The sequence below is a fragment of the Catellatospora coxensis genome (assembly GCF_016862635.1).
GTDB lineage: Bacteria > Actinomycetota > Actinomycetes > Mycobacteriales > Micromonosporaceae > Catellatospora > Catellatospora coxensis.
Genome location: NZ_BONI01000075.1, coordinates 23512 through 47414 on the forward strand (window position 1 = coordinate 23512; position 23903 = coordinate 47414).

Annotated in this window: 17 protein-coding genes and 1 pseudogene; 6 read left to right on the forward strand and 12 right to left on the reverse strand. The window is 72.3% G+C overall.

The features are described from left to right. Nucleotides 1-102 precede the first annotated feature (102 nt). The 4 genes from Cco03nite_RS32935 to Cco03nite_RS32950 all read right to left on the reverse strand — a co-directional run bounded on the left by Cco03nite_RS32935 (nucleotide 103) and on the right by Cco03nite_RS32950 (nucleotide 6826). Nucleotides 103-1149: a LacI family DNA-binding transcriptional regulator gene (locus Cco03nite_RS32935; protein ID WP_203697473.1), complete on the reverse strand. Its 1047-nt coding sequence runs from the start codon at nucleotides 1147-1149 to the stop codon at nucleotides 103-105. A 73-nt stretch (nucleotides 1150-1222) separates the two neighbouring features. Next, a complete protein-coding gene (locus Cco03nite_RS32940) occupies nucleotides 1223-4057 on the reverse strand; it encodes a glycoside hydrolase family 3 protein (protein WP_203697475.1) in 2835 nt (944 codons plus the stop codon). 323 nt (nucleotides 4058-4380) lie between these two features. Next, nucleotides 4381-5334, reverse strand: coding sequence for a sulfotransferase (locus Cco03nite_RS32945; protein ID WP_239167855.1), 954 nt, complete (start codon nucleotides 5332-5334; stop codon nucleotides 4381-4383). Between the two features lie 280 nt (nucleotides 5335-5614). Beyond that, the gene (locus Cco03nite_RS32950) at nucleotides 5615-6826 is read right to left on the reverse strand and encodes an ROK family transcriptional regulator (RefSeq protein WP_239167856.1); all 1212 of its coding nucleotides are present in this window, start codon (nucleotides 6824-6826) and stop codon (nucleotides 5615-5617) included. Nucleotides 6827-7055: 229 nt separating this feature from the next. Here Cco03nite_RS32950 and Cco03nite_RS32955 point away from each other — a divergent pair, with 229 nt between their 5' ends. Genes Cco03nite_RS32955 through Cco03nite_RS32965 form a run of 3 tightly spaced genes read left to right on the forward strand, consistent with a single transcriptional unit; the run spans nucleotide 7056 to nucleotide 10804 of the window. Beyond that, on the forward strand, nucleotides 7056-8726 hold the full coding sequence (locus Cco03nite_RS32955; RefSeq protein WP_203697487.1) for an extracellular solute-binding protein: 1671 nt from the start codon (nucleotides 7056-7058) through the stop codon (nucleotides 8724-8726). Between the two features lie 13 nt (nucleotides 8727-8739). Beyond that, nucleotides 8740-9816 (forward strand): ABC transporter permease, encoded by a 1077-nt coding sequence (locus Cco03nite_RS32960; RefSeq protein ID WP_239167857.1) that lies wholly within the window; start codon nucleotides 8740-8742, stop codon nucleotides 9814-9816. Nucleotides 9817-9871: 55 nt separating this feature from the next. After that, a complete protein-coding gene (locus tag Cco03nite_RS32965; RefSeq protein WP_239167858.1) occupies nucleotides 9872-10804 on the forward strand; it encodes a carbohydrate ABC transporter permease in 933 nt (310 codons plus the stop codon). Between the two features lie 207 nt (nucleotides 10805-11011). Here Cco03nite_RS32965 and Cco03nite_RS32970 read toward each other — a convergent pair whose 3' ends face one another. The 3 genes from Cco03nite_RS32970 to Cco03nite_RS32980 all read right to left on the reverse strand — a co-directional run bounded on the left by Cco03nite_RS32970 (nucleotide 11012) and on the right by Cco03nite_RS32980 (nucleotide 15833). After that, nucleotides 11012-11776 carry an alpha/beta fold hydrolase gene (locus tag Cco03nite_RS32970; protein ID WP_203697488.1) on the reverse strand — a complete coding sequence of 255 codons (765 nt, stop codon included), beginning with the start codon at nucleotides 11774-11776 and terminating at the stop codon, nucleotides 11012-11014. Nucleotides 11777-12084: 308 nt separating this feature from the next. Then, nucleotides 12085-13467: a xylulokinase gene (gene xylB, locus Cco03nite_RS32975; protein ID WP_203697489.1), complete on the reverse strand. Its 1383-nt coding sequence runs from the start codon at nucleotides 13465-13467 to the stop codon at nucleotides 12085-12087. A 5-nt stretch (nucleotides 13468-13472) separates the two neighbouring features. Beyond that, a complete protein-coding gene (locus tag Cco03nite_RS32980) occupies nucleotides 13473-15833 on the reverse strand; it encodes a TIM-barrel domain-containing protein (RefSeq protein ID WP_203697490.1) in 2361 nt (786 codons plus the stop codon). A 111-nt stretch (nucleotides 15834-15944) separates the two neighbouring features. Between Cco03nite_RS32980 and Cco03nite_RS32985 the strand changes: the two genes are divergently transcribed. Further along, nucleotides 15945-17996, forward strand: coding sequence for a beta-galactosidase (locus tag Cco03nite_RS32985; RefSeq protein ID WP_239167859.1), 2052 nt, complete (start codon nucleotides 15945-15947; stop codon nucleotides 17994-17996). 101 nt (nucleotides 17997-18097) lie between these two features. Here Cco03nite_RS32985 and Cco03nite_RS32990 read toward each other — a convergent pair whose 3' ends face one another. The 3 genes from Cco03nite_RS32990 to Cco03nite_RS33000 all read right to left on the reverse strand — a co-directional run bounded on the left by Cco03nite_RS32990 (nucleotide 18098) and on the right by Cco03nite_RS33000 (nucleotide 20859). Further along, the gene (locus tag Cco03nite_RS32990; RefSeq protein WP_203697494.1) at nucleotides 18098-18862 is read right to left on the reverse strand and encodes a hypothetical protein; all 765 of its coding nucleotides are present in this window, start codon (nucleotides 18860-18862) and stop codon (nucleotides 18098-18100) included. A gap of 172 nt (nucleotides 18863-19034) precedes the next feature. Then, nucleotides 19035-19268, reverse strand: a complete 234-nt coding sequence (locus tag Cco03nite_RS32995) for a hypothetical protein (protein WP_203697496.1) — start codon at nucleotides 19266-19268, stop codon at nucleotides 19035-19037. 196 nt (nucleotides 19269-19464) lie between these two features. Further along, entirely contained in the window at nucleotides 19465-20859 is a 1395-nt protein-coding gene (locus Cco03nite_RS33000; protein WP_203697498.1) for a DUF1214 domain-containing protein, read from the reverse strand. A 121-nt stretch (nucleotides 20860-20980) separates the two neighbouring features. Here Cco03nite_RS33000 and Cco03nite_RS33005 point away from each other — a divergent pair, with 121 nt between their 5' ends. Then, nucleotides 20981-21337: a hypothetical protein gene (locus Cco03nite_RS33005; RefSeq protein WP_203697500.1), complete on the forward strand. Its 357-nt coding sequence runs from the start codon at nucleotides 20981-20983 to the stop codon at nucleotides 21335-21337. A 307-nt stretch (nucleotides 21338-21644) separates the two neighbouring features. Here Cco03nite_RS33005 and Cco03nite_RS33010 read toward each other — a convergent pair. Together Cco03nite_RS33010 and hisN are read right to left on the reverse strand one after the other, a co-directional pair. Beyond that, nucleotides 21645-22499 (reverse strand): annotated as a pseudogene (locus Cco03nite_RS33010) (hypothetical protein); the annotation flags it as partial. A gap of 106 nt (nucleotides 22500-22605) precedes the next feature. After that, nucleotides 22606-23409 (reverse strand): histidinol-phosphatase, encoded by an 804-nt coding sequence (hisN, locus tag Cco03nite_RS33015; protein WP_191841793.1) that lies wholly within the window; start codon nucleotides 23407-23409, stop codon nucleotides 22606-22608. Between the two features lie 145 nt (nucleotides 23410-23554). Between hisN and Cco03nite_RS33020 the strand changes: the two genes are divergently transcribed. After that, nucleotides 23555-23833 carry a DUF2087 domain-containing protein gene (locus Cco03nite_RS33020; protein ID WP_203697504.1) on the forward strand — a complete coding sequence of 93 codons (279 nt, stop codon included), beginning with the start codon at nucleotides 23555-23557 and terminating at the stop codon, nucleotides 23831-23833. Nucleotides 23834-23903 lie beyond the last annotated feature (70 nt).

Consider the following 23903-nt stretch of genomic DNA (forward strand, 5'->3'; position numbering starts at 1 on the left):
GCGCGGTTGCCTTCTTGTGAAGCCCCGATTTCGCGGGAGTCGCCGCCCGCCGATGGTCATGGCCTGACCAGGTGCTTTGTGGACAGCGCGGGACGGGCGGGGTCAGCCGGCGGCGGGGGCGGTGCTGGCGCGAGGGGTGAGGATCGGCGGCAGCAGGGTGGCCGGCGGCACCGCGCGGTCGTCGAGCTTGCGCATCAGCAGCTCCACGGCCTGCCGCCCGACGTCCTCGGCCGGGATCTGCACCGAGCTGAGCGCCGGGGACGACCGCTCGGCCAGCTCGTCCGGGCAGATCGCCACCACGGAGATGTCCTCGGGCACCCGGCGGCCCAGCGCGCGCAGGGAGTTCAGCACGTGCGCCACCGCGGCCTCGTTGTGCACCACCAGGCCGGTCAGCCGCGGGTGATGGGCCAGCAGCTGGGCGAGGGACTCCTGCACCGCCTGCGGATGCTCCTCGAACGGCTGGGCGTACGCGGTCAGCCGCAGCCGCTTCGCGGCCTCCACGAAGCCGTCGCGGGTGCGGTGGGCGAAGCCGGTGTCCCGGTCGTACACCACCCGCGGCGCGCCGAGCAGCGCGATCTCCCGGTGGCCCAGCGCCGCCAGGTGCTCCACGCACACCGCCCCGGCCCGGTGGAAGTCCAGGTCGACGCAGGTCAGCCCGGCCGAGTCGGCGGGCAGCCCGATCAGCACGCTGGGCCGCTCCAGCCTGCGCAGCGTCGGCACGCGCGGGTCGTGCATCTCCACGTCCATCAGCACCAGGCCGTCCACCATCGCGCCCGCGGCGACCCGGCGCAGCCCGGCCGGGCCCTCGTCGGCGGTGACCAGCAGCACGTCATGGTGGTGCTGCCGGGCGCTGGTCACCACCGCGGTGGCGAACTGCATCAGCACCGGCAGGTGCATGCCCTGCCGCAGCGGCAGCACCAGCGCGATCACGCTGGACCGGTTGCTGGCCAGCGAGCGCGCGCCCGCGTGCGGGTGGAAGCCCAGCGCGCGGATGCTGGCGTGCACCCGGGCGCTGGTCGTGGCGGAGATGGCCCGCTTGCCGCTGAGCACGTACGACACCGTGCTGGTGGACACGCCCGCGTGCCGGGCCACGTCGGCGATGGTCACCACGCTGTCGCGCTGGGACGACCGCCGCGGACGGCTCCTCATCGGCGGCACCTCCCCGCTGCTCCCGTTCATGCCCGCCGCCCGCCGCGCGAAACCGGCACCGTCACCCGATCGCTCATGAAAAGACGAGCTCGCTCACGATGATGCCCGGTGCGTCGTACACCAGGTATAGGTCTGTCCGGCCGGATGTGCTCAGCGCGCAGCTGATCTTCTGGTACGCGTACCGGCCGGTGCCCGCGCCGACCGCCTCGGCCAGCACCTCGCCGTCGAGCGGGTCGTCGGCCATCAGCGCGACCCGGCCGGCACCGCCCGCGACCGCGAAGACGATCTCGTCGCAGCCGGTCAGGTCGGTCGCGCCGAACGACAGCCAGGCGCCCGCGTCGGTGGCCCGCACCGCGTCGCCGCGGTCCGGGGCCGCGTCGACCAGCACCACGCCGCAGCCCTCGTCGTGGTCGACGGCGCGCAGCAGGCCGGGCAGCCGGCGTGCCCCGATGCGCTCGCCGCGTACGGTCAGCGTGGCGCAGCCGCGGATGTCGGTCGCCGAGCGGCCCACCATCACCTTGTGCCGGGCCGCCTCCACCACGGGCCGTCCCGCGGTCACGTCCCAGAACGACAGGTCGGCGGCGGCCAGCGGGATGCTGACCACGGTCCGCTCGCCCGGTTCGAGCCGGACGCGGCGGAACCCGCGCAGCCGCCGCAGCGGCTGCTTGACCCGCGAGCGCTGCTGGTGCGTGTAGAGCTGCACGACCTCCTCGCCGGGGCGCTGCCCGACGTTGGCGACCTCGACGGTCACCGTGACCGTGCCGTCGGCGTCGATCGCGTCGGCGTCCAGGCCGACCGCGCCGTACTCGAACTCGCCCCAGCTCAGGCCGTGCCCGAACGGGTACAGCGGGGTGCCGCGGTAGTACAGGTAGGTCGCGTCGCTGGTGATGATGTCGTAGTCGTAGAGGTCGGGCAGCTCGCAATGGCTGCGGTACCAGGTCTGCGGCAGCCGCCCGGCCGGCTCGGCCTCGCCGAACAGCACGTCGGCGAGCGCGTGCCCGAACTCCTGGCCGCCGTGGCTGCTCCACAGCACCGCGGGCAGGTGCACGTCGGCCCAGCTGACCGCGTACGGGTAGCTGCTGGTCAGCACGAGGGCCGTGCGCGGGTTGGCGGCGTACACGGCGCGCAGCAGCGCCTCCTGCGCGGGCGGCAGGGCCAGGTTCTCCCGGTCCTCGGTCTCCCGCCCGTTGACCAGGGGGTGGTTGCCCAGCACCACGACCACGGCGTCCGCTTCGGCGGCCAGCGCGGCGGCCTGCTCGGCCCCGCCGCGGCGCAGCTCCACCTGGAGCCGGGCGGCCTGCTCGAAGCTCGCGCCGACCGCGGCCACCCCGTCCTCGCCGACGACGAGGTAGCTGCGGCTCAGTTCGTGGTGCAGGGACAGCGTGCCGTCGGACCGCTCGACCAGCCGGAACGTCTCGTGCACGTCCCACCCGTGCGGGCCGGGCGCGTCCGCGACCAGCAGGTTGTCGCGTACGGTCAGGTGCCGCCCGTTGGCGGCCGAGCGCAGCGCCAGCACGCTGGTCCCGTGGTGCCCGGCCGGGCCGGGGTGGCTGCCCCAGTCGAACACGTCGAACCCGTGCGGGTCCGCGAACGCCCGCCGCAGCGGCGCGGCCTCCGCCGGGTCGGCGACCGCCAGGTAACCGCCGCCGACCAGGCGCAGCGCCACCCGGTCCGCGCCTTCGGCGAACGTGACCTGGTCCGCGCCGAGCCGGGCGGCGAGGCCATCGCGGGCGGTGACCTGGTAGGGCAGCGTGCCGCTGTACCAGTCGGCCATCAGCTGGTCGCCGAGCGGCCCGACCACCGCGACCCGGCGCACCTGCTCCGGGTCGAACGGCAGCAGCCGGCACTCCTGCTTGAGCAGCACGATGCTGCGGGTCGCGGCCTCGCGGGCCAGCGCCTGGTGGGCGGGGCAGTTCACGGTGTCCGGGTCGAGGCCGGTGAACGGGTTCGCCTCGGCCGGGTCGAACTCGCCGAGCCGCAGCCGGATCGTCAGCACCCGCCGCACCGCGGTGTCCACATCGGCCTCGGTGATCAGGCCGCGCTCCAGGGCCTCGGTGAGCCGTCCGATGGTGACGTGGGAGTTCGCGTCGGCGTCGGTGAAGCTGTCCACCCCGGCCTTCAGCGAGGCGGCGTGGCTGCTCGCGTGGTCGGGGAAGTAGGCCTGCTGGGCCGGGTCGGCCAGGTTGCTCGGCGCATACGCGTCCGACACCACCAGCACCTCGTCCCCGGTCCAGGACCGCAGGTCGTCGTTCAGATGGGGGCTTACGTGCGCCGGACGGCCGTTGACCAGGTTGTACGACGCCATCACGGCGACCGCCGCGCCGCTCTCGATCGCCGGGCGGTACGCGGGCAGCTCGTATTCGTGCAGCACCCGGGGGCCGAGGTTGCTGGAGCTGACACACCGGTCGTTCTCGTTGTTGTAGCCGAGGAAGTGCTTCAGCGTCGGCGCGGTCTTCAGGTAGACGGGGTGATCCCCGCGCAGGCCCTGCGCGTACGCCTGCCCCATCAGCCCGGTCAGCCAGGCGTCCTCGCTGTATCCCTCCTCGTTGCGGCCCCAGCGCGGGTCGCGCAGCGGGTTGACCACCGGCGCCCACACGTTGAGGCCGGCCCCGGACGGGTCCTTGTGGTGGCTGGCCCGGACCTCGTCGCCGACCGCCGCGCCGACCCGGCGCACCAGGTCCGGGTCCCAGCTCGCGCCGAGGCCCACCGCCTGCGGGAACACCGTCGCCTCGCCGAGCCAGGCGAGCCCGTGCAGCGCCTCGGTGCCGGTGCGGAACCCGCCCACGGACAGCCGGGGCACGGGCGGCTGGTGCTGGTGCAGCAGCGCGATCTTCTCGGGGAGCGTGAGCCGGCCGAGCAGGTCGGCGACGCGGTCGGGGAGCGGTGCGGAGGGGTCGCGGAAGTTCATCGCCGGGTTCCTTCGTCTGGGCGGACGGTCGGAAGGTGCGTCGTGGAGTGGGCGGTGCGGGCAGTCGAAGCGCTTCGACAGTGGATCGCGGACCGGGCGATCCCGATCTCCAGTCGAAGCGCTTCGACGATCGTCTGAAAAAGACCCCGCGCGACAGGTGTTTCACACGGTTTTCGCAACGGAGTACGCCAGAGATTTACCGTGTTTCACCGGCTGTCGTCAAGGGAGCGTTCCCACGGCAGCTCGGGCCTGGCCGGGCGACGCTCCGTCGAGCAGCGCCGATGCCGCCCGGCGGCACGGAACAAGAACGGGCGGTCCCGCGGTCAGTGAGGCAGGAGCTCGCGCGGCTCGGCCGGGCGGTAGGCCAGCTCCTCGGCGGGGCGCAGCCGGTCGCGGAACCGGGCCAGGGCGCGGCGGGTCGCCAAGGTGCGGCGGGGGCCGTCGATGTGGGCGTAGTGCAGGTGGTGCACCCGGCCCGGACCGCGCCACCAGGGCGAGCCGTCCCCGGACAGCGGATAACCCAGCTCCTTCAGCCGGCCGCCGAGCTTCGCCTCGCACAACGTGATCTGCCACGGAGCCAGCCGCTCCCGCCAGCTGCCGACCCGCTCAGTGGTCACCGGCTCGTGGGTGAGGCGGTGCCAGCTCTTGCGGCTGGGCACGGCCACCTCGGCCAGCCGGGCAGGTTCGGCCATCGCCGGGTCGTACTCCTCGCCCAGGAACCGGCAGATCGCCCGCAGCTCCGGTTCCGGGTCGGCGACCAGGCGCTCGTACCGCACCTCGTGGTAGGAGTCCGCGGCCAGGGTCCGGCGGGCCAGCGCGGAGGAGTCCATCGCCCGCGCCCAGTCGGAGATCGCGTGGCACACGTCCTTGCCCTGCTGCCAGGGCGTCTCGCCGAGCGAGGCGACGCAGTCGCGCCCGTCGCGCACGATGTTGACGATCTGCGCGTCCGGGAACAGGCGCAGCAGCGGCCCGAGATTGTTCAGGTACGCCGGGCGCTTGTCACCCCAGCGCGGCCGGTCGAAGCGGCGGGCATACGCGCGGAACACGATGCCGAGCGCCGAGCCGAGCGTCGGCGGCCCGCTCACGATCTCCTCGGTCACCGAGTCCGGGTCCAGGCCGAGGTCCGCGAAGGCGGTCTTCCCGCTCGTGATCCACTCGGCCAGGCCGCGCCGGTTGGCGGGTTCGCGCAGGTCGCCGAAGCTCGCCCGGTCGGTGTACGCCCCGAGCAGGAAACGCGTCTCCGGCGGGATCGCGATCCGCGGGTGCGCGTGCAGCATGAGCTGAAGCATCGTGGTGCCCGACCGCGGGCACCCCACGACGAAGACCGGCCGCTCACTGCCCACAGGTGGCTCCGTCCATAAGGGTGTCTTTTCCGGAATACACCCTTATTAACGACCCCCGCCCGACCCACGATGCGCACCGACACCACCGCCCACCCGCCCCACCCCCACCCGCCCCCGCCGCAACTCTTAAAAAGTTGCGCCTTCAGGGATGGCAGGAGGCCGCGACTCTTTAAGAGTTGCGGCGGGAGGGGGCGGCGTGGGTGGGAGGACGGGGTCAGAGGCGGGGGAGGCGGCCGGCGTCGACGTGGTCGAGGACGGTGGCGGCGCCGCCGGTGGCGGCCGCGCCGTGGTCGAGGATGGAGGCGACCACCTGGGCGCCGCCCTGCTCGGGGCCGATGCGGCGGGCCGTCAGCTCTGCCTCGACCGGCGGCAGGAGCCAGGGGGCCAGGGGGACGAAGTAGCCGCCGAGCACGACGACCTCGGGGTCGAGCAGGTTGGCCAGGATGGAGACGCCCTGGCCCAGGGCCCGGCCCACCTCGTCCAGCGCCCGCAGGGCGGCGGGGTCGTTGCCGCGCGCTCGGCGTACCACCTCGTCGACCTCGGGTTGCAGGTCGGTGATGGCGCCGTCGCCGGCCACCTCGGGCAGCACCCGCGCGATGATCGCGCTGATGCCCGCGATGGCCTCCAGGCAGCCGCGGCGGCCGCAGGCGCACGGCGGGCCCTGCGGGTCGATGGTGATGTGGCCGATCTCGCCGGGGAAGCCGCGGTGGCCGCGCAGCGGCCGGCCGTCGCTGATGATGCCCGCGCCGATGCCGACCTCGCCGGTCAGGTAGATCAGGTTCTGTGAGCCGGCGAACGCGCCGTAGCGCGATTCGGCCAGCACCGCGAGGTTGGCGTCGTTGTCGACGGCGACCGGGAAGCCGGGTTCGCCGAGCGCGCGGTTGACGATGTCGCGCAGGTTGACGTCGTGCCAGCCGAGGTTGGGGGCCATGATGACGGCGCCGTCGGGGGAGACCAGGCCGGGCACGCCGACGGTCAGGCCGAGCACCCGGCGGTCCTCCTTGAGGACGCGGTTGACCGCGCGCCGGCCGAGCGCCGCGATCGCGGTCGCGGCCTGCGCGGGACTGGACGCCAGCCCGGCGAACGAGCGCCGCCAGGACAGCACCTGCTGCCCGGCCAGGTCGATCGCGACCGCCGTGAGGTAGTCGGCGTTGACCTCGATGCCGATCGCGGCGTACGGCGAGCCGTCGAGCACCAGCATGGTCGCCGGGCGGCCGATCCGGTGCTCGGTCAGCCCGGTCTCGCGCAGCAGCCGGCGCTCGATCAGGTCGGCGACGAGGCTGGACACGGTGGCCTTGTTGAGGCCGGTGGTGGCGGCGATCTCCGCGCGGGAGCATGGCGCGTGGCTGCGCACGTAACGCAGCACGACGGCCAGGTTCGTGGCCCTGACATCGGCGAAGTCCGCCGGTTGAGGGCCGCGCTGCATCGTGATCACCGTCTGCCCTCCGGTGTGGCTGCACTGGTCGCCCCATCATGCCGTATGGAGCCGTCGGTGAGCATCGCCGCCGACCCAGGCGTGGGAACGCTCCCTTGTGGTCGCTCTGACCTTCGGCTAGTTTGTTTAGTCGAAAGCCGAACTAACTGTACCTCGTAACCGCTCCATGAACACCCCTTTCCCTGATCCTGAGCTTGACAAATGACGAAGGGAGCACGCCGTGGACAACCCCCTCGCGGGCGCGGCGGCGAACCGCCGATCGTTCCTGAGCCTGCTCGGCCTGGGCGCGATCGCCGTCGCGGGCAGCGGCACGCTCGTCGCCTGCGGTGAGAAGGCGGCGGACGAGGGCACGACGCAGCAGCTGGACAAGCTGCAGGCGGTCCTGCCCAAGTACCAGCCGCTGGAGCTGGTGCAGCCGGACATCAAGGGCGTCTCGCCGGTCGCCAACGGCTTCACCAAGTACCCGTCCTCGCTGGTCGACGCGATCACCGAGAAGCCCGGCCGGGGCAGCACCATCACCACGATGACGCCGTACTGGGGGCAGGTGCCCGCCGGACCGGGGCAGAACGCCTACCTCGACGCGATCAACGCGGAGCTGGGCGCCGTGGTCACCCCGGGCATCCAGGACGGCAACACGTACGCCGACAAGCTGAACGCGATCCTGCCCGCCCGGGACATCCCGGACGTGCTCTGCATCCCGGGCTGGGAGATCAGCAAGATCCCCAACTTCTCCGAGGCGGCCAAGGCGCTGTTCGAGGACCTGACCGACCACCTGGCCGGGGACAAGGTCAAGCCGTACCAGATGCTGGCCAGCCTGCCGACCGTGGCCTGGAGCAACGCCGTCTGGAACGAGCGGCTGATGGCGGTGCCGTGGCCGACCGACGGCCCGTACCCGTGGGCGCTGTTCTACCGCAAGGACCTCGTCGACGCCGCGGGTGTGGCGATCCCGAAGACCGCCCAGGAGCTGTACGACTTCGGCAAGAAGATGACCAACCCCGGCAAGGGCGTCTGGGCGTTCAACGACGTCCAGGCCATGGTGGAGATGATCTTCCGGGTGCCGAACTCCAAGGACGGCTGGGGCTCCAAGAACGGCAAGGTCCAGTTCAAGTACGAGACCGACGAGTTCAAGGCCGCCCTGGAGTTCATGGCCAAGCTGTACAAGGACGGTCTGATCCACCCCGAGGTCGTGGCCAGCAAGGGCGCGGACGCCAAGCTGCTGTTCTCCGGCGGCAAGATCGCGATGATCCAGGACGGCGTGGGCGCGTGGCTCGGCATGCAGGCCGAGCAGCAGAAGGTCACCGCCGGCTTCAACATGCAGCCGGTGCCGTTCTTCGCCGCCGACGGCGGCGCACCGCTGGTCTGGGGCTCGCCTGACCCGGTCTTCTACACCTTCGTCAAGAAGGGCCTGGGCAAGGAGAAGACCGAGGAGATCCTGCGCATCCTCAACTTCGTCGCCTCCCCGCTCGGCACCAAGGAGTTCGAGCTCATCGAGTACGGCGTCGAGGGCAAGCACTTCACCAAGGGCGCCGACGGCTGGCCGGCCGGCACCGACCTGCAGGGCAAGGAGAAGGCCGACCAGTTCCGCTTCATCGCCGGCACCGCCCCCACGATCAAGTACGACGCACGGGTTCCCAACTACGTGACCGATCTGATCAACTGGGAGAACGCCGCGGTCAAGCACCTCGAAGTCGACCCGTGGCTGGGCATGAAGCTCGAGATGCCGGCGGAGTACGTGAAGGTCAAGCAGCCGACCGAGGACAAGGTCAAGGACATCGCCCGCGGACGGCGTCCGCTGTCCGACCTGGACGTGGTGCTCAAGGAGTGGCGCGACGGGGGCGGCGAGGTCGGCCGCGCGCACCTGGCGAAGGCGCTGAGCGACGCCGGTCGATGAACAGGGAGTCGCTGTGAAAGGCACCACCGACGCCGGTGGGCAGTCCCCGGCGGTCCGTCTTCAGGACGGGCCGCCGGAGCCGCCCACCGGTCCAGTGGCCGGGTCTTCGGCGGCCCGGCCACTTCCCGCGCCCGCGGACGGCGCGCCGCCCACCCGGCGGCGGGCCTCGTTCGGCGCGCGCTGGCGGCGGGACTGGCCGTTGCTGCTGATGGCGCTGCCCGCCGTACTGCTGCTGGTGGTCTTCCACTACGTGCCGACGCTCGGCAACGTGGTGGCGTTCAAGGACTACGACCAGTGGTCCGGCGACACCGCCATCGAGGCGATCCTCAACAGCCGCTGGATCGGCTTCACCAACTTCGCGGAGCTGTTCGCCGACTCCCAGTTCTGGGACGCGCTGCGCAACACGCTGCTGATCACCACGTTCCAGCTGGTCTTCTTCTTCCCGCTGCCGATCGCGCTGGCGATCCTGCTCAACAGCGTGGTGTCGACGCGGCTGCGCGGCTTCGTGCAGACCGTGGTGTACCTGCCGCACTTCTTCAGCTGGGTGCTCGTCATCACGTTCTTCCTGCAGATGCTCGGCGGCTCCGGCCTGCTGGCCCAGGTGCTGCGGGACAACGGGCTGGAACCGTGGGACGTCATGACCAATCCCGACACGTTCATCCTGCTGGTCAGCTCGGAGTCGCTGTGGAAGGACGTCGGCTGGGGGACCATCATCTTCCTGGCCGCGCTCACCGCGATCGACCAGAGCCTGTACGAGGCGGCCGCCTCCGACGGGGCCAACCGGTGGCGGCGGCTGTGGCACGTCACCCTGCCCGGCCTGCGTCCCGTCGTGGTGCTGCTGCTGATCCTGCAGCTGGGCAACGCGCTGTCGGTCGGCTTCGAGCAGTTCATCCTGCAGCGTGACGCGGTCGGCCGGCAGGCCGCCGAGGTGCTCGACACCTACGTGTACCACCTCGGCCTGCTCACCCAGGACTACGGCGTCGGCGCCGCGGCCGGGCTGTTCAAGGCCGTCATCGGCCTGATCCTGATCCTGGTCGCGAACCGGGTCGCCCGCCGCTTCGGCGAGGAGGGGGTGTTCGTCCGGTCATGAGCGAGCGAATCGGATGGCCCGACGATGCCGCCGACGAGCACAGCGAGGAGAAGGCATGACTGTCGTCACTCCGGCCATGAGGTCCCGTCGGCGACGCGCCCAGCGGCCCGCCTGGGAGGAGCCGCCCACGATCGCGGGGCGGATCGGCAAGGGCGTGCTGCTCACCGCTGTCGTGCTGGCCGTGCTGATCCCGATGTGGTCGGTGATCGTGACCAGCTTCTCGTCGCAGAAGGCGATCGCCGACGCGGGCGGCATGGTGTTCCTCCCGCGCGACTTCGACATCTCCGCGTACGTCCTGATCTTCACCCGGGGCGAGGTGTCGCAGGCGGTCTGGAACAGCATGTTCGTCACCGTCGTCGGCACCACCCTCAGCGTGCTCTGCACCGTGCTCGCCGCGTACGGCCTGTCCCGGCCCGGCAGCCTCTGGCACCGCCCGCTGCTGATGTTCTTCCTGATCACGTTCCTGATCGGGCCGGGCCTGGTGCCGACCTACGTGGTGGTGACCAGCCTCGGGCTCAAGGACTCGCACTGGGCGCTGATCCTGCCCGCCGCCGTGAACGCGTTCAACCTGATGGTGGTACGCCAGTTCTTCATGGGCATCCCGGCGGAACTGCTCGACAGCGCCCGGATCGACGGCGCCGGCGAGTGGACCATCCTCACCCGCATCGTGCTGCCCCTGTCCAAGGCCGTGGTGGCCGTGGTGGGCCTGTTCTACGCGGTCGGCTACTGGAACATCTACTTCAACGCGGTCCTGTACCTCAACGACGCCGACGACCGGGTGGTCCAGCAGGTGCTGCAGGCGTACATCATCGCCGGCCAGAGCCCCGCCGGCATCGGCTCCCCACCCGCCCTCGGCTTCAACGCCCCACCCAGCCTGGCCGTCAAGATGGCCGTGGTCGTGGTGGTCCTCATCCCCGTGGTCGCCGTATACCCCTTCATCCAGCGCCACTTCACCAAGGGCGTCATCACCGGCGCCCTCAAGGGCTGACCCGTCGCGGCGGCTGCCGCGACCCCCAGACTGATCGCCGCGGCTCTCCCTTCGCCGCGGCGATCTCCCCACCCCCCACCCGCCTAGATCGCGACGATCTTGCGTGGGCTGTGGGTACGACACGCCCATATGGGGTATAGCGCCAACAGTTCGCGCAAGATCGTCGCGATCTAGGGGGCGGGTGGGGTGGGGTGGGGGTGGGGTGGGTTAGGCGAGGAAGGAGGCGATGGCGGCGGCGAACTCGGGGTTGCGGACCACGGTGAGGTGGTCGCCGGCCAGGACCTTCCAGCGGGCGTCGGGGAGGGCGGCGGCGAGGACCTCGGGGCGGGTTGCCAGCCAGTCGTCTGTGCCGGCGAGGACCAGGGTGGGGATCGTGATGCGGTCCAGGGCGATCGGGGTGCGGTGGCCTGCCTCGGCCTGGGCGGCGAGGGCCCGGCGGTCCGCGCCGGAGGCGTCGGCGAACAGGCGGAAACCCATCACCTTCTCGTCGGTAATGGTGCTCGGGTCGTCGGTGAGCAGGCCGTCGATCAGTGCGCGGCCGGGCAGGGCGGCGCGGTCCACACCGCCTTGCTCCACCGCGCCCGCGCCGATGCCGCCGGTGACCAGCCGCCGGATGCGGTGGTCGGCGGCGGCGGTGAGCAGGGCGACGACCCCGCCCATGGAGTAGCCGACCAGGTCCACCTGTGCCAGGCCGAGCAGGTCGAAGAGGGCGGCCAGGTCTCGGGCCATCTTGTCCTCGCCGTACCGGGCGGGGTCGTGGGGCTTCTCGGACGCGCCGTGGCCGCGGGCGTCGATCGCGATGACGTGGCGGCCCGCGCCGACCAGCGCGTCGACGACGCCGGGGGCCTTCCAGTTGGCGGCCGCGGAGGTGCTGAACCCGTGGTGCAGCACCACGGGCGGCAGGGCGGCGGTGGGTTCGCCCCAGGTGTGGTACGCCAGGATGGTGCCGTCGAAGGACGGGAAGGTCTGCATGCGGCTCTCCGATCAGGTCAGGGCTCGGAGCCGCCGCACCCGGCCGGGCATGCCACCGGGGCACGCGAGGCCAGGGCGCACGGTGCCGGCGGCTACTTGATCAGTTTGCGTACCGACCCGTCGCCGCGGCATCGGCGATTTCACCGGTCCACGGCGGGCCTGCCCACCGGGCCCGCGACGGACCGCGGCCTGCTTCGCCGGTATCCGGGCCGACGCCGGGCACGCGGCCCTGACCTATGCCGTAGTGGCCGTGGTGTTAAGAAGGGCACCTTCTGCAACGCGGAGCGTTGTAGAAGGTGCCCTTCCTTTCAGAGGGTGAGGTCGCGGGCTTCGGCGTAGCGGGCGCGGAGGGCGGGGACGGGGGCGGCTTCGAAGGACTCCAGGCCGTCGAGGGCCCAGGTGGGGGCGGCCCCGGTGGCGATCCAGGCGGCCTGGCGGGCGGCGCCGTCGGCGACGTACTCGCCGGGCGGGGGGACGACGACGGGGCAGCCGAAGACGGACGGGGCGATGCGGCGCACCGCCTCGGACTTCGCGCCGCCGCCGACCAGGACCACCCGGTTGACGGTCGCGCCCTGGCCGCGCAGGGCGTCGAGGCCGTCGGCGAGCGCGCAGAGCATGCCTTCGACGGCGGCGCGGGCCAGGTGGGCGGGGGTGGACGTGCCCAGGGTGAGGCCGTGCAGGGAGCCGGTCGCGTCGGGCTTGTTGGGGGTGCGCTCGCCCTCCAGGTACGGGACGAGCACGAGGCCGTCGCTGCCGGCGGGGGCGGCCAGGGCCAGCCGGGACAGTTCGGCGTGGTCGACGCCGAGCATGGTCGCGGCGGCGTCGAGCACCCGGGCGGCGTTGAGCGTGCAGACCAGGGGCAGGTAATGGCCGGTGGCGTCGGCGAACCCGGCGACCGTGCCGGTGTCGTCGGCGGCGGGGACCGTCGCGACGCTGAACACGGTGCCGGAGGTGCCGATGGAGACGATCACGTCGCCCGGCTGCGCGCCGACGCCGAGCGCTGCGGCGGCGTTGTCACCCGCGCCGGGGCCGAGCAGGACACCGCCCGGGGTGCGACCGGGCGAGCCGTCGGGGCCAAGCACGGTGGGCAGCAGCAGGTCCCGGCCGAAGGCCAGCTTGAGCAGGTCGCGGCGGTACTCGCCGGTGCTCGGCGACCAGTAGCCGGTGCCGGAGGCGTCGCTGCGGTCGGTGGCCAGCGCGGACAGGTCACCGGTGCCGCCCAGTCGCCAGGTCAGCCAGTCGTGCGGCAGGCAGACGGCGGCCGTACGGGCGGCGTTGTCCGGTTCGTGCCGGGCCAGCCAGCGCAGCTTCGTCACGGTGAACGAGGCGACCGGCACGCTGCCGACCGCGTCCGCCCAAGCCCGCCCGCCGCCGAGCTCGGCGACCAGGTCGGTGGCCGCCTGTGCGGAGCGGGTGTCGTTCCACAGCAGCGCGTCGCGGACGACCTGGCCGTCGGCGTCGAGGCAGACCATGCCGTGCTGCTGGCCGCCGACCGAGACGGCGGCGACGTCGTCGAGCCCGCCCGCCTCGCCGAGCGCCGTCTGCAGGGCCTGCCACCAGGCGTCGGGCGGGCAGGACGTGCCGTCGGGGTGGCTCGCCCGCCCCTGGCGGACCAGCGCGCCGGTGTCGGCGTCGCGGACCACCACCTTGCACGATTGGGTGGAGGAGTCGATGCCGGCGACGAGTGCCATGGGGTTCAGTCTCCTGGTGCCTGCCAGGTCGCCGTGAGCAGGCCGTCCACCGGGCCCAGCGTGGCCCGCACGCCGTTGACCAGCACGGTGGCCGGAGGGGTGCCGCCGGCGACGGTGGGGAACGCGATCGCCGTGACCCGGGCCGGCCCGGCGATGGTCACCGAGAGCGTATCCCCGTCCCGCCGCGCCGCGACAGTGCTTACGTAACCGTCGTCCCGGATCTCGGACACGGCGTCGCCGCCGCCGAAGCTGAGCAGCGTGAGCTGCGCCCACGGCCCGTCGGCCAGGTGCGCGGCGGGTGCGGTGACCGGTAGCAGAGCGTCACGGCGTACCCACAGCGGCAGCTGGGTCAGCGGGGGATCGACGTGATGCGTGCCACCGCCACCGAGCACGTCACCGCTCCACCAGTCCACCCACTCGCCGGGCGGCAGGTAGACGTCGCGCTGCTGGCTCGCGCTGATCATGGGTGCGACCAGCAGATCCGTTCCGAGGCGGTACACGTGCTCGGCCCGCCACGACGCCGGGTCGGCCGGGGTGTCCACGCCGAGCGCCCGCATCATCGGCTCGCCGGTCTCCGCCGAGCGCAGCGCCGCCGAGTACAGGTACGGCAGCAGCCGGTAGCGCAGCCGCAGCGCCTCGATCACGTCGGCCTCGACGGCCGGGAAGCGCCACGGCTCGCGGGTCGTCGTGCCGTGGAAGCGGACCAGCGGCGACAGCGCCCCGAACTGGGCCCAGCGCAGGTAGAGGTCGTCGCTGGGGGTGCCGCAGAAGCCGCCGCTGTCGTGCGACCAGTACGGCACGCCGGACAGCCCGTGCGCGAGCCCGCCGTTCATCGACGACGCCATGGCCTCGTACGAGCACATCGTGTCCCCGCCCCACTGCGCGGCATGGCGCTGCCCGCCCAGGTACGACGAGCGCCCCCACACCGTCGAGTGCCCGTGCACCTCCCGGGTGACCTCGGCGACCGCGTCGTTGAACAGCAGCGCGTACACGTTGTGCAGCTCGGTGCCGGTCATGCCGTTGAAGGCGACCGCGTCGGCGGGCACCCCCTCGGCGAAGTCGGTCTTGAAGACGTCCACGCCCTGCCGGGCCAGCGGCCGCAGCAGGTCCTGGAACCAGGCCGTCGCCTCCGGGTTGGTGAAGTCGACGATGCCGCCCGCCGGGAACGAGCCGTGCCAGGAGTCGGCGACGTACACCGCGCCGTCGGCCCGGCGCAGCAGGAAGCCCCGCTCGGCGGCCTCGGCGAAGCGGTCGGTGCGGTGCGACAGGTACGAGTTCATCCACACGCACACCCGGAATCCCTGCTCGTGCAGGGTGGCCAGCATGGCGTCCGGGTCGGGGAACGCCACCGGGTCCCACAGCAGGTGCGACCAGGTGCCCTCGGCCTGCCAGTAGGTGTCCAGGTGCAGCACGTCGCAGGGGATGCCGTGCTCCCGGATCGTCGCCGCGCGGGCCAGCACCTGCTCCTGGCTGTCGCGGCAGAAGCCCGACGAGATCCAGGAGCCGAACGCCCACTTCGGCGGGCAGGCCGGGCGGCCGGTGAGCGCGTTGTACCGGGCGAGCACGTCGGCCGGGGTGGGCCCGGCGAGCACGTAGTACTCGATCAGGTCGTCGGGCACGATCAGCTGGGTGACGCTGCCGGTCGACGCGCCGAAGTCGAACTCGACCGGCATGCCGGAGTCGACGACGATGCCGTAGCCCCGGCTGGACTGGTAGAACGGCACGTTCTTGTACGCCCGGTCGGACTCGCTGCCGAAGGCGTCGAAGTTCCACATCACCGGCCGCTGGCCGCGCAGGTTCAGCGCGGTGAAGCGCTCGCCGGTGCCGGACAGCACCTCGTCGGCGGGCATCAGGAAGCTCTCGTGGTAGGCCACGATCCGCCCGTCCACCCGGGAGCAGCCCAGCGGCAGGGTGCGCATACGGCCGGAGATGTCGGTGAGCCCGGGGTCCGCGCCCAGCAGGCGGCGGCCGTCGGCGTCGTGGAAGGACAGCCGCCACGGGCTCAGCGTCACCTCGGCGGTCAGCGGGCCGGCCGTGACGGTGACGGTGTTCTCGCCGGTCACCACGGTCGCCACCGCACCCGGGTCGGGCTGGGTGAGCGGGAGCAGCCGGGCGCTGCGGCTGCGCGCGCCGGACTCCTCGGACAGGCGTACCCGCAGGATGCCGTCGCCGGCCGCACCGACGTGCAGCTGCAGCGTGGTGCCCGCGTCGGTGTGCGCGTGCAGCGTCGCACCGGTGGAGTCCTTGCCGGTCAGCTCGGCCCACACGACGGACTCGGGGCCGTGCTCGCCGTACGCGCGCCGGGGCAGTTCCGGTGGGTCGGCGGAGAAGTACTCGTGGGCCACCAGCGGTGGACGGAACGGCATGATCGGCTCCCAGTGCGGCGTCTGCTGCAGGTACGTCCCTTTTAGTTTTCCGTGTAGCCAAACAAACGTCAACGGTTGACGCTCGTGAGTGATCCCTCTACTTTGGCCGCCGTGCCAACTAACCCGTACTTCTTCGGCGCCGACTGGAACCCCGAGCAGTGGCCGGACCACGTCCAGGCCGAGGACCTCGCCCTCATGCGCGAGGCCCGCGTCACCGCGGCCACCGTCGGCGTCTTCAGCTGGTCGCGCCTGGAGCCGAGCCCGGGGCTGTACGACTTCGGCCGGCTCGACCGGGTCCTCGACGGCCTGCACGAGCACGGCATCGGTGCGGTGCTGGCCACCCCGACCGCCTCCCCGCCGCCCTGGTTCACCCAGGCCCACCCGGGCGCGCTCGCGATGCGGCGCGACGGCGTACGCCTGGTCCACGGCTCCCGCGACACGTACTGCGTCAACGCCCCCGCGTACCGCGCCGCGAGCCTGCGCGTCGCGACCGCGCTGGCCGAGCGGTACGCCCGGCACCCGGCCGTGCGGCTGTGGCACGTGCACAACGAGTACGGCACCTGGTGCTTCTGTGACCACTGCGCCCGCGCCTTCCGCACCTGGCTGCGCGAACGCCACGGCACCACGGCCGCCCTCGACGACGCCTGGACCGCGGACTTCTGGAGCCAGCGCTACACCGACTGGGCGCAGGTGCTCCCGCCGCGCGCCACCCAGTACCTCGGCAACCCCGCCCACGAGCTGGACTACCGGCGCTTCCTGTCCGACAGCATGCTCGCCGCGTACACCGAGCAGCGCGACGCGATCAAAGCAGTCGCGCCGGACGCTCAGGTCACCACGAACTTCGTGCTCGGCGGCTGGGTGCCGGTCGACCACGCCCGCTGGTCCCGCGAGGTCGACCTGGTCGCCATCGACCACTACCCGTCCTCCCTCGACGGCACCCCCGCCCAGAGCGCGTTCGCCGCCGACGCCGCCCGGGGCTGGTCGGCCGCCGCCGGTTACGACGGCCGCTGGCTGCTCATGGAACACGCCCCCGCGCACGTCACCGAGAACGGCGTACAGCGCCGCAAGCCACCCGGCATGCTCGCCCGCATCGCCCTCGCCCACCTCGCCCGCGGCTCCCAGGGCGCGATGTACTTCCAGTGGCGCGCCGGCTCCGGCGGCGCCGAGCAGTGGCACACCGCGATCGTGGGCCACCCCGGCCCCGACACCCGCCTCTACCGCGAGTTCCGCGCCCTCGGCGAAACCCTCGCAGGCGAAGGAAGGGCACCTTCTTATCGCTCCGCGTATAAGAAGGTGCCCTTCCTAACCGACGGACCCGGCGGTGCTGGGGCGGAGGTCGGCGAAGGCGGGTCCGGCGCGAGGGCAGCCGATCGGCGTGCGGAGGCGGACGCGGTGGCAGCGGACGGCGAGGGGGTTGCCGGCCGCGGTGAGGTGGCGGTGTGGTTCGACGAGGTGTGCGGGTGGGCCGTCGTGGCGTCGCACCTGCCCGCGCCGCTGGACTATCAGGGCGTCGTCGAGAGCTGGCACCGCGCGCTGTGGCGGCGGGGGTATCCGATCGACGTCGTGCCGCCCACGGCGACGCTCGCCGGGTACCGCGTGCTGGTCGTGCCGGCGGCGTACCTGCTCACCGATGAGTCCGCGCGCCGCTTGGACGAGTATGCGCGCGAGGGCGGGCACCTGGTGGTGACCTACCTGTCCGGGATCGTGGACGAGCACCTGCGGGTGCGGACGGGGGGCTATCCAGGTGCGCTGCGTGATCTGCTCGGCATCCGGGTCGAGGAGTTCGACCCGCTGCCGCCCGGTGCGGTGATCACCCTCGACACCGGTGACCTGGCCACGGGCTGGACGGAGCACCTGACCGCGCCGGGCGCGGTGGTGCTCGCCCGCTACCCGGACGGCCGCCCGGCCGTGACCCGGCGCGAGCACGGCGCGGGCGTCGCGTACTACGTGTCCTGCGCCCTCGACGAGGCGGCGACGGCCCGCGTGCTCGACGGGATCTGTGCCGCCGCCGGGTCCGCCCCGATCCTGCCCGATCTGCCCGACGGCGTGGAAGCGGTGCGCGCCCCCGGCGGGGTCTGGCTCTTCAACCACACGGACGAACCGCACGAGATCGCGGGCCGTCAGCTCGCCCGGGGCGCAGCCGCCGAACTCACCGCCGAATAGCGTCAGCTCCTGAGGATCGCCGCAAGCGGACGCGGACGACATCGGATCTTGTGCAGTTGGTGTCGCCGGGACGACCCGAACCGCACAAGATTCATCGGTGGTCAGTCGGGCGGCGGCGGGACGCCGGGCAAAGTGGCGATCAAGGCCGAGAGGCGGCTGGTGAACTTGTCGACCTGTGCGCGGTCGTAGCCGTCGGACTTGATGGGATGCGGCGGGAGCAGTTCGAGGGCCAGGTCGCGCCGCGCCCGCCAGTCCGTCGAGTCCAGCATGTTCCGCCCGCGCCGGATGACGTCGTCGATGTGCGCGCGGTCGTATCCGAACGGCCGCACCGTGAAGTCCGGCTGCTTGAACGCCTTGCGCAGCCACTTCCGGTCGTCGACGAACCGGTCGCCGCCGTGCAGCGCCAGTGTCGCGGCCACCGCCCGAGGCTTGTCCCTGACCAGCTCGAAGTCGATCACCGGAAGGCAGGGTCGGCCGTCCAGCGGGCTGCGGGCGGTGAGCGGGACACCGAGGTCCACGTCGGGGGCGGGCACCAGCAACAGCCGGGCTTCCGGCCTACGGACGCCGAAGGTCCTGGCAGTTGGCGGTGACTGCGCCAGGATCACCATCTCGATCTCGGACCAGGCCGGTGCGATCTCGTAAGCCCGGTGCCGGATCGTCAGGCCCCGCTCGTCGATGCGGAACCGGAACGGGCGCAGCCGCATGAGCAGCGTCACCAGGGCCGCCGTCAGGTAGAGCGTTCCCCAGAGCAGCGGCCCGAACCGCCTGCCCCAGTCGTCTGCCAGCGACGCCGACGACAGTTGCAGGGCCGCCACCGCGAACAGTGTCGCGGGCCAACCCCAGTGCGGACCTGGCCGCAGTTCCATCGGAGGGTCCTACTCTCGGCCCAGCAGGCTGAATCCGCCGGGCAGTCGCCTCTGCTGGTGCTGTCGCATCGTCCGTACCCCCGTGGCCTGTCGGTGGTGCCGGGTGGCACGGTAGCCGAGTCGCGCGAGGCGGAGACTCGGCCGAACGCTCGAACCTGGTGGACGGCCCTGTTCAGGCGGGACGGTGGTCGAGGAAGCGGGCGCCGCCGTACGTCGTGAGTGTGGCCGCGATCTGATCCGGTGTGTCCTTGACCTTCGCCAGGTCGAGCAGCACCCGGCACGGGCGGCCGTCGACCGGGTTGGGCGCGTGCACCAGCCCTCGGTCGAGCATCGCGTCCGGGACCGGCACGAGGAGCAGGCGGCAGACGACACGGCCGTCGGCGGCCGGTCCCCGGTACAGGATCACGGCTTCCACCTGTGACCAGAGCACCTCGGTCGCCCAGTCGCCCCGGGTCAGCGCCAGACTGTGCGCATCGACCCGGAACCGATGCGATCGCCTGCGCAAAGGGGTGCCGACCCAGCGCCGGAACCTGCCGAGCCGCCCCATGAATGTTCCGGTTCCCCGCCCGCCATCCATCGGGCACATGCTAAGGGACGGGGAGTCAGCCGGTGCGTTCGATCTCGCCGGGTCGCCAGGTCTGGTCGTACCAGGGTTGGAGCGGGCCGTGCAGGCGCAGCACGGTGAACCAGTGCTTGCCGGGCACGGTCGGGATCCAGTTCGGCTCGCGGCCGGGCGGCGGCACCGGGCCGAAGTGCACGTCGGTGCTGCCGTCGGCGTCGGCCTCGACCGTGCCGGACAGGCTGCTCACGCTCGGCTGCGGGCGGTCGGTGATGAGCAGGGAGCGGGTCTGGCAGTCGTACACGCACACCGACCAGGACGTCTTCGCCGGGATGCGCCGCGGCAGGCGCAGCCGGTACGGGTGGCCGCCGTCGAGCCAGCGCCCGTCGGCGTCCTCGGCGGTGTAGGCGCTCGCCGAGCCGGTGCCCACGGGCGATGCCGCCGGGGTGGCCGCCGTGGCGAGGTAGTGGAACATCGTGCGGGCGTCCAGCAGGCGGGCACCCTCGTCCAGGAACTCGCGGCCGCCGACGGACAGGTGCTTCCACGAGGAGTCGGGGTACAGGTAGGCCTGCGGGTCGCGGGGGCGGAAGACCAGCGCGCGGGCGATGCCCGCACCCAGCGGGGCGGCCTGGGCGAGGATCGCGCGCATCCGCTGGTCGGGCCCGAACACGTCGCCCTTGACCATGCCGATGCTCGCCAGGATGCCGCGCCGTTCGGGGTCGAGCGACTCCAGCGGCTCCTCCTGGACCACCACGTCGACCTCGTCGTAGAAGGCGGCGTCGCCGGCGTGCACGGTGTTGTGCGGCCGGTCGGCGAGGTCGACGAACTCGTTCGGCGGCGGGTAGGCGGCCTGCGCCAGCGGGTACACCCGGACCTGCCTGATCGCCTCGACGCCGTCGAGTGCCCGGAACACCGCCCGGTTGGTGAAGGTCGGGCTGCGGAAGGTGTAGTAGCCGTCGGGCACCTCCTCCTCGTGATCCGGGGGCAGGAACAGGTACTTGCCGCCCCGGCCCTGGTCGGGCCCGGTCAGGCCGAGGTCGGTGACGTGGCGGAACCAGAAGTCGTCGACGGCGCACAGCGTGTTCGGCGGCACCTCGACCACCGTCGGCCCGTCGGTGTCCAGGTTCAGGAAGGTCTGGCCGTACGTGAGGTCGGGGTCGGGAGTCAGGTAGAGGCTGCTGGGCCGGGGTGCGGTGACGCCGATCTGGCGGGCCGAGGTGACGCCCACGTTGCGCAGGCCGGCCCGCATCGCCGCGAGCGCCGCGCCCGGCATGGCCAGCAGGAACGCCTCGACCGCGCGGACCAGGTCGAGCGCGTCGAACAGCCGGTCGACGCCGTCCGCGGTGGGCAGGCCGTCGTGGAAGCCGAACTGCCCGAGCTGGGTGTCCAGGCGCTCGGGCATGCCGATGGCGGCCAGGATCTCCTTGGCGATGGACATGACGCGCACCTCTCGCGCGGCCGCGTGCCGCGCCTTACCGCACGGTACGCAGAGATGATGCGATATGTCCCGGGTATGCAAAGGAAGTGCGCGCGGGTCGAGCCCGCCTGATACTCGTCCGGTGGAGATCGACAACCCCGGTCTGGTCCGCTACTGGTTCGTCTTCGACCTGACCGAGCACCGTCCCCCGCCGCGGCCTGAACCTGAAGGCGGCGGGTTCGTGATGGACTGCACGCCGACCCTGTACGGGCTGCTGTGGCGCGGGGCGGGCGTGACCGGCTATGACGAGCAGGACTGTCTGCGCCTGCTGGAGGCGTACGCCGGTGAGCCGCTGCCGGCGGTCGAGCGTGCCCTGCGTTACCCGGCGATCGATCCGGCGTGGCGTGGCCGGCTGGGCAACCCGGCCTGGCGGGGCGTCTGGTATCCGTCGGCGGAGCTGACCGGTCCGGTGATCGGGCCGGCGCTCAGTCGGCGTTGACCGGCAGCGGGCGGCGGACCGGGCCGGGCAGCGTCATCGGCGGGTGCCCGGCCGGGTGGTGCCCGCTGGCCGCGCCCGGGTCGGCCGGCGCGGGCACGTGGCCGTTGCCGGCGGCGTGGCCGTTGCCCGTCGCGTGGCCGTTGCCGGGGGTGTGACTCGTCGACACGGGGACCATCACCGGCACGTAGCCGCCGGGCGACGGTTCCGGGTCGGGGGTGCGGGTGGGCAGCGGGATGGTTCCCGTACGCGGGCCCGCCTCGCCCGCGCCCGGCACCTGGAACACGCCGCGCGCCGGATGCTCGGGCAGGCCGGGCACGGAGACGGAGCTGAACCGCACCGGCAGCGGCACCGGCTCGGCGACCAGGTCGTGTTGTGGCTCGGCGTAGCGGGTGAGCGCGATGACCGCGCCCAGCGTGATCACGAAGCCGAGCGCGGCGACCCACGACATGCCCGGGCGGATCTTGTCGCCCAGCAGCAGCATGCCGATCACGGCGGCGGGCACCGCGCCCGCGGCGTCCATGGCGGCGACGGCGGCGTTGGTGGAGCCGCGCTGCATGGCCAGGCCCAGCAGCAGCTGGCCGGTGAGCGAGTGCGCGATGACCAGGTAGAGCAGCGGGTTCAGGCCGAACTCGACGATGGTCTGCGCCGAGGCCAGCGGCCGGGCCGCGATGGCGGCGGAGGCGAAGCAGAGACCGGCCAGCGAGCCGAGCACCACCGAGCCGAGCACGCCCTTGACCTTGCCCGCGAACGCGCTCACCCCGGCTATCGCGACCAGCGCGACGACCAGCGAGATCACGCCCTTGGTGTCCAGCGGCTCGGCGTGGCCGGGCTCGGCGGACACGGCCAGCATGCCGATGCCCGCCATGACCCCGAACAGCAGCAGGATCTCGGCGAGCGGCAGCTTCCACTTGAGCAGCACGACCCCGGCGAACGCGGTGACGCACAGGCCTGCGGTCACCGCGGACTGCACGAGGAACAGCGGAAGGTCGCGTCGTGCGCCGAGGGCGAGGAAGAATCCGAGGATCTGGCAGCCGAGGCCGAGCAGGTACGTCGAGTTGCCGAACAGGCGCAGCAGCAGGCCTGGATCGAGGCTGTCCGTCGTCGCTGTGCGTGTCGCCGCGATGGACTGCAGCAGGTTGGCGATGCCGTACGCGGCGATCATCGCCACCAGGAACCACCAGCCAGAGGACACCACCCACGCAGCTTAGACCCTTAGGGGTCGGCTGCGCCCTACCCGCCCGGCGACTTCACCGAGTGAATGAGAGTGACTACAGCGCGCGAAGTCCGGCCGGGCTCAACCGTTCCAGCACGTCATCGTGCAACTGCCCGTTGGTGGCCACCGCGGAGCCGCCGCCCGCGCCCGTGCGGCCGGACAGGTCGGTGAAGGTGCCGCCCGCCTCGGTGACGATCGGCACGAGCGCGGCCATGTCCCAGAGCATCAGCTCCGGCTCGATCATGATGTCGAGCGCGCCCTCGGCCAGCAGCATGTAGCCGTAGAAGTCGCCGTACGCCCGGCTGCGCCAGGTCTTGCGCATCAGGTCGAGCACCGAGGCCAGCCGGCCGGTCTGCTCCCAGCCGTCCAGCGAGGAGTAGCAGAAGCTCGCGTCGGCCAGCCGGCGTACGCCGGAGACGCGGATCGGCTGCGCTGCGGCCTGGTGGCGGCCCGCGAACGCGCCCAGCCCGCGCGCGGCCCACCAGCGGCGGCCCAGCGCCGGGGCGGAGACCATGCCGACGACCGGCTCGTCGCCCTCCATCAGCGCGATCAGGGTGCCCCAGATCGGCACGCCGCGGATGAAGTTCTTGGTGCCGTCGATCGGGTCGATGACCCACTGCCGGTTGCCGCTGTTGCCGGTGACCCCGAACTCCTCGCCGAGCACGCCGTCCCGCGACCGGGTACGCGCCAGCGTCGAGCGCAGCGCCTTCTCCACCGCCGTGTCCGCGTCCGAGACGGGTGTCAGGTCCGGCTTCGACTCCACGTAGAGATCGAGCGCCTTGAACCGGGACATGGAGATGGAGTCGGCGGTGTCCGCCAGCACGTGGGCAAGCCCAAGGTCGTCCGAATAGCGGGCCATGGCGAGAACTTATCGGATCTCCGCCCCGCCGAGGTAACGGGTTCGCGGACCCGCCGTAAATGAGAACGCGTGGACGCGGCCGGGCCGGGTACTTTCACGGACACGGCCCGGGATTCGGGATGTTCGGGCACGGCGAGGAGGAACCATGGGTGCGGACGCGGAGAAGGTGCTCCGGACGTTCCTCGACGAGCACGGGCGGCTGATCTCGATGCCGGCGAAGGCGGGCAAGCGCCAGGTGCTGCTGGAGCACATCGTCGCGGCGTTCGAGCCCGGCGTGAAGATGACCGAGCGCGAGGTCGACGCGGTGCTGCGCGCCTTCTACGAGACCGACTGGGTCTCCCTGCGCCGCTACCTCATCGAAGCCGGCCTGATGGCCCGCGCCGACGGCCTCTACTGGCGCACCGGCGGCTACGTCGAGGTCTGACCGCCCCGACCCTCGGTCGCAACTCTTGAAAAGTCGCGGCATCAGCACCGCTCGGAAGGCCCGACTCTTT

Coding starts and splice junctions, on each gene's coding strand:
- Cco03nite_RS32935 (WP_203697473.1), bottom strand. CDS start 1,149: ATGAGGAGCCGTCCGCGGCGGTCGTCCCAGCGCGACAGCGTGGTGACC.
- Cco03nite_RS32940 (WP_203697475.1), bottom strand. CDS start 4,057: ATGAACTTCCGCGACCCCTCCGCACCGCTCCCCGACCGCGTCGCCGAC.
- Cco03nite_RS32945 (WP_239167855.1), bottom strand. CDS start 5,334: ATGCTGCACGCGCACCCGCGGATCGCGATCCCGCCGGAGACGCGTTTC.
- Cco03nite_RS32950 (WP_239167856.1), bottom strand. CDS start 6,826: ATGCAGCGCGGCCCTCAACCGGCGGACTTCGCCGATGTCAGGGCCACG.
- Cco03nite_RS32965 (WP_239167858.1), top strand. CDS start 9,872: ATGACTGTCGTCACTCCGGCCATGAGGTCCCGTCGGCGACGCGCCCAG.
- Cco03nite_RS32970 (WP_203697488.1), bottom strand. CDS start 11,776: ATGCAGACCTTCCCGTCCTTCGACGGCACCATCCTGGCGTACCACACC.
- xylB (WP_203697489.1), bottom strand. CDS start 13,467: ATGGCACTCGTCGCCGGCATCGACTCCTCCACCCAATCGTGCAAGGTG.
- Cco03nite_RS32980 (WP_203697490.1), bottom strand. CDS start 15,833: ATGCCGTTCCGTCCACCGCTGGTGGCCCACGAGTACTTCTCCGCCGAC.
- Cco03nite_RS32990 (WP_203697494.1), bottom strand. CDS start 18,862: ATGGAACTGCGGCCAGGTCCGCACTGGGGTTGGCCCGCGACACTGTTC.
- Cco03nite_RS33000 (WP_203697498.1), bottom strand. CDS start 20,859: ATGTCCATCGCCAAGGAGATCCTGGCCGCCATCGGCATGCCCGAGCGC.
- hisN (WP_191841793.1), bottom strand. CDS start 23,409: ATGGCCCGCTATTCGGACGACCTTGGGCTTGCCCACGTGCTGGCGGAC.
- Cco03nite_RS33020 (WP_203697504.1), top strand. CDS start 23,555: ATGGGTGCGGACGCGGAGAAGGTGCTCCGGACGTTCCTCGACGAGCAC.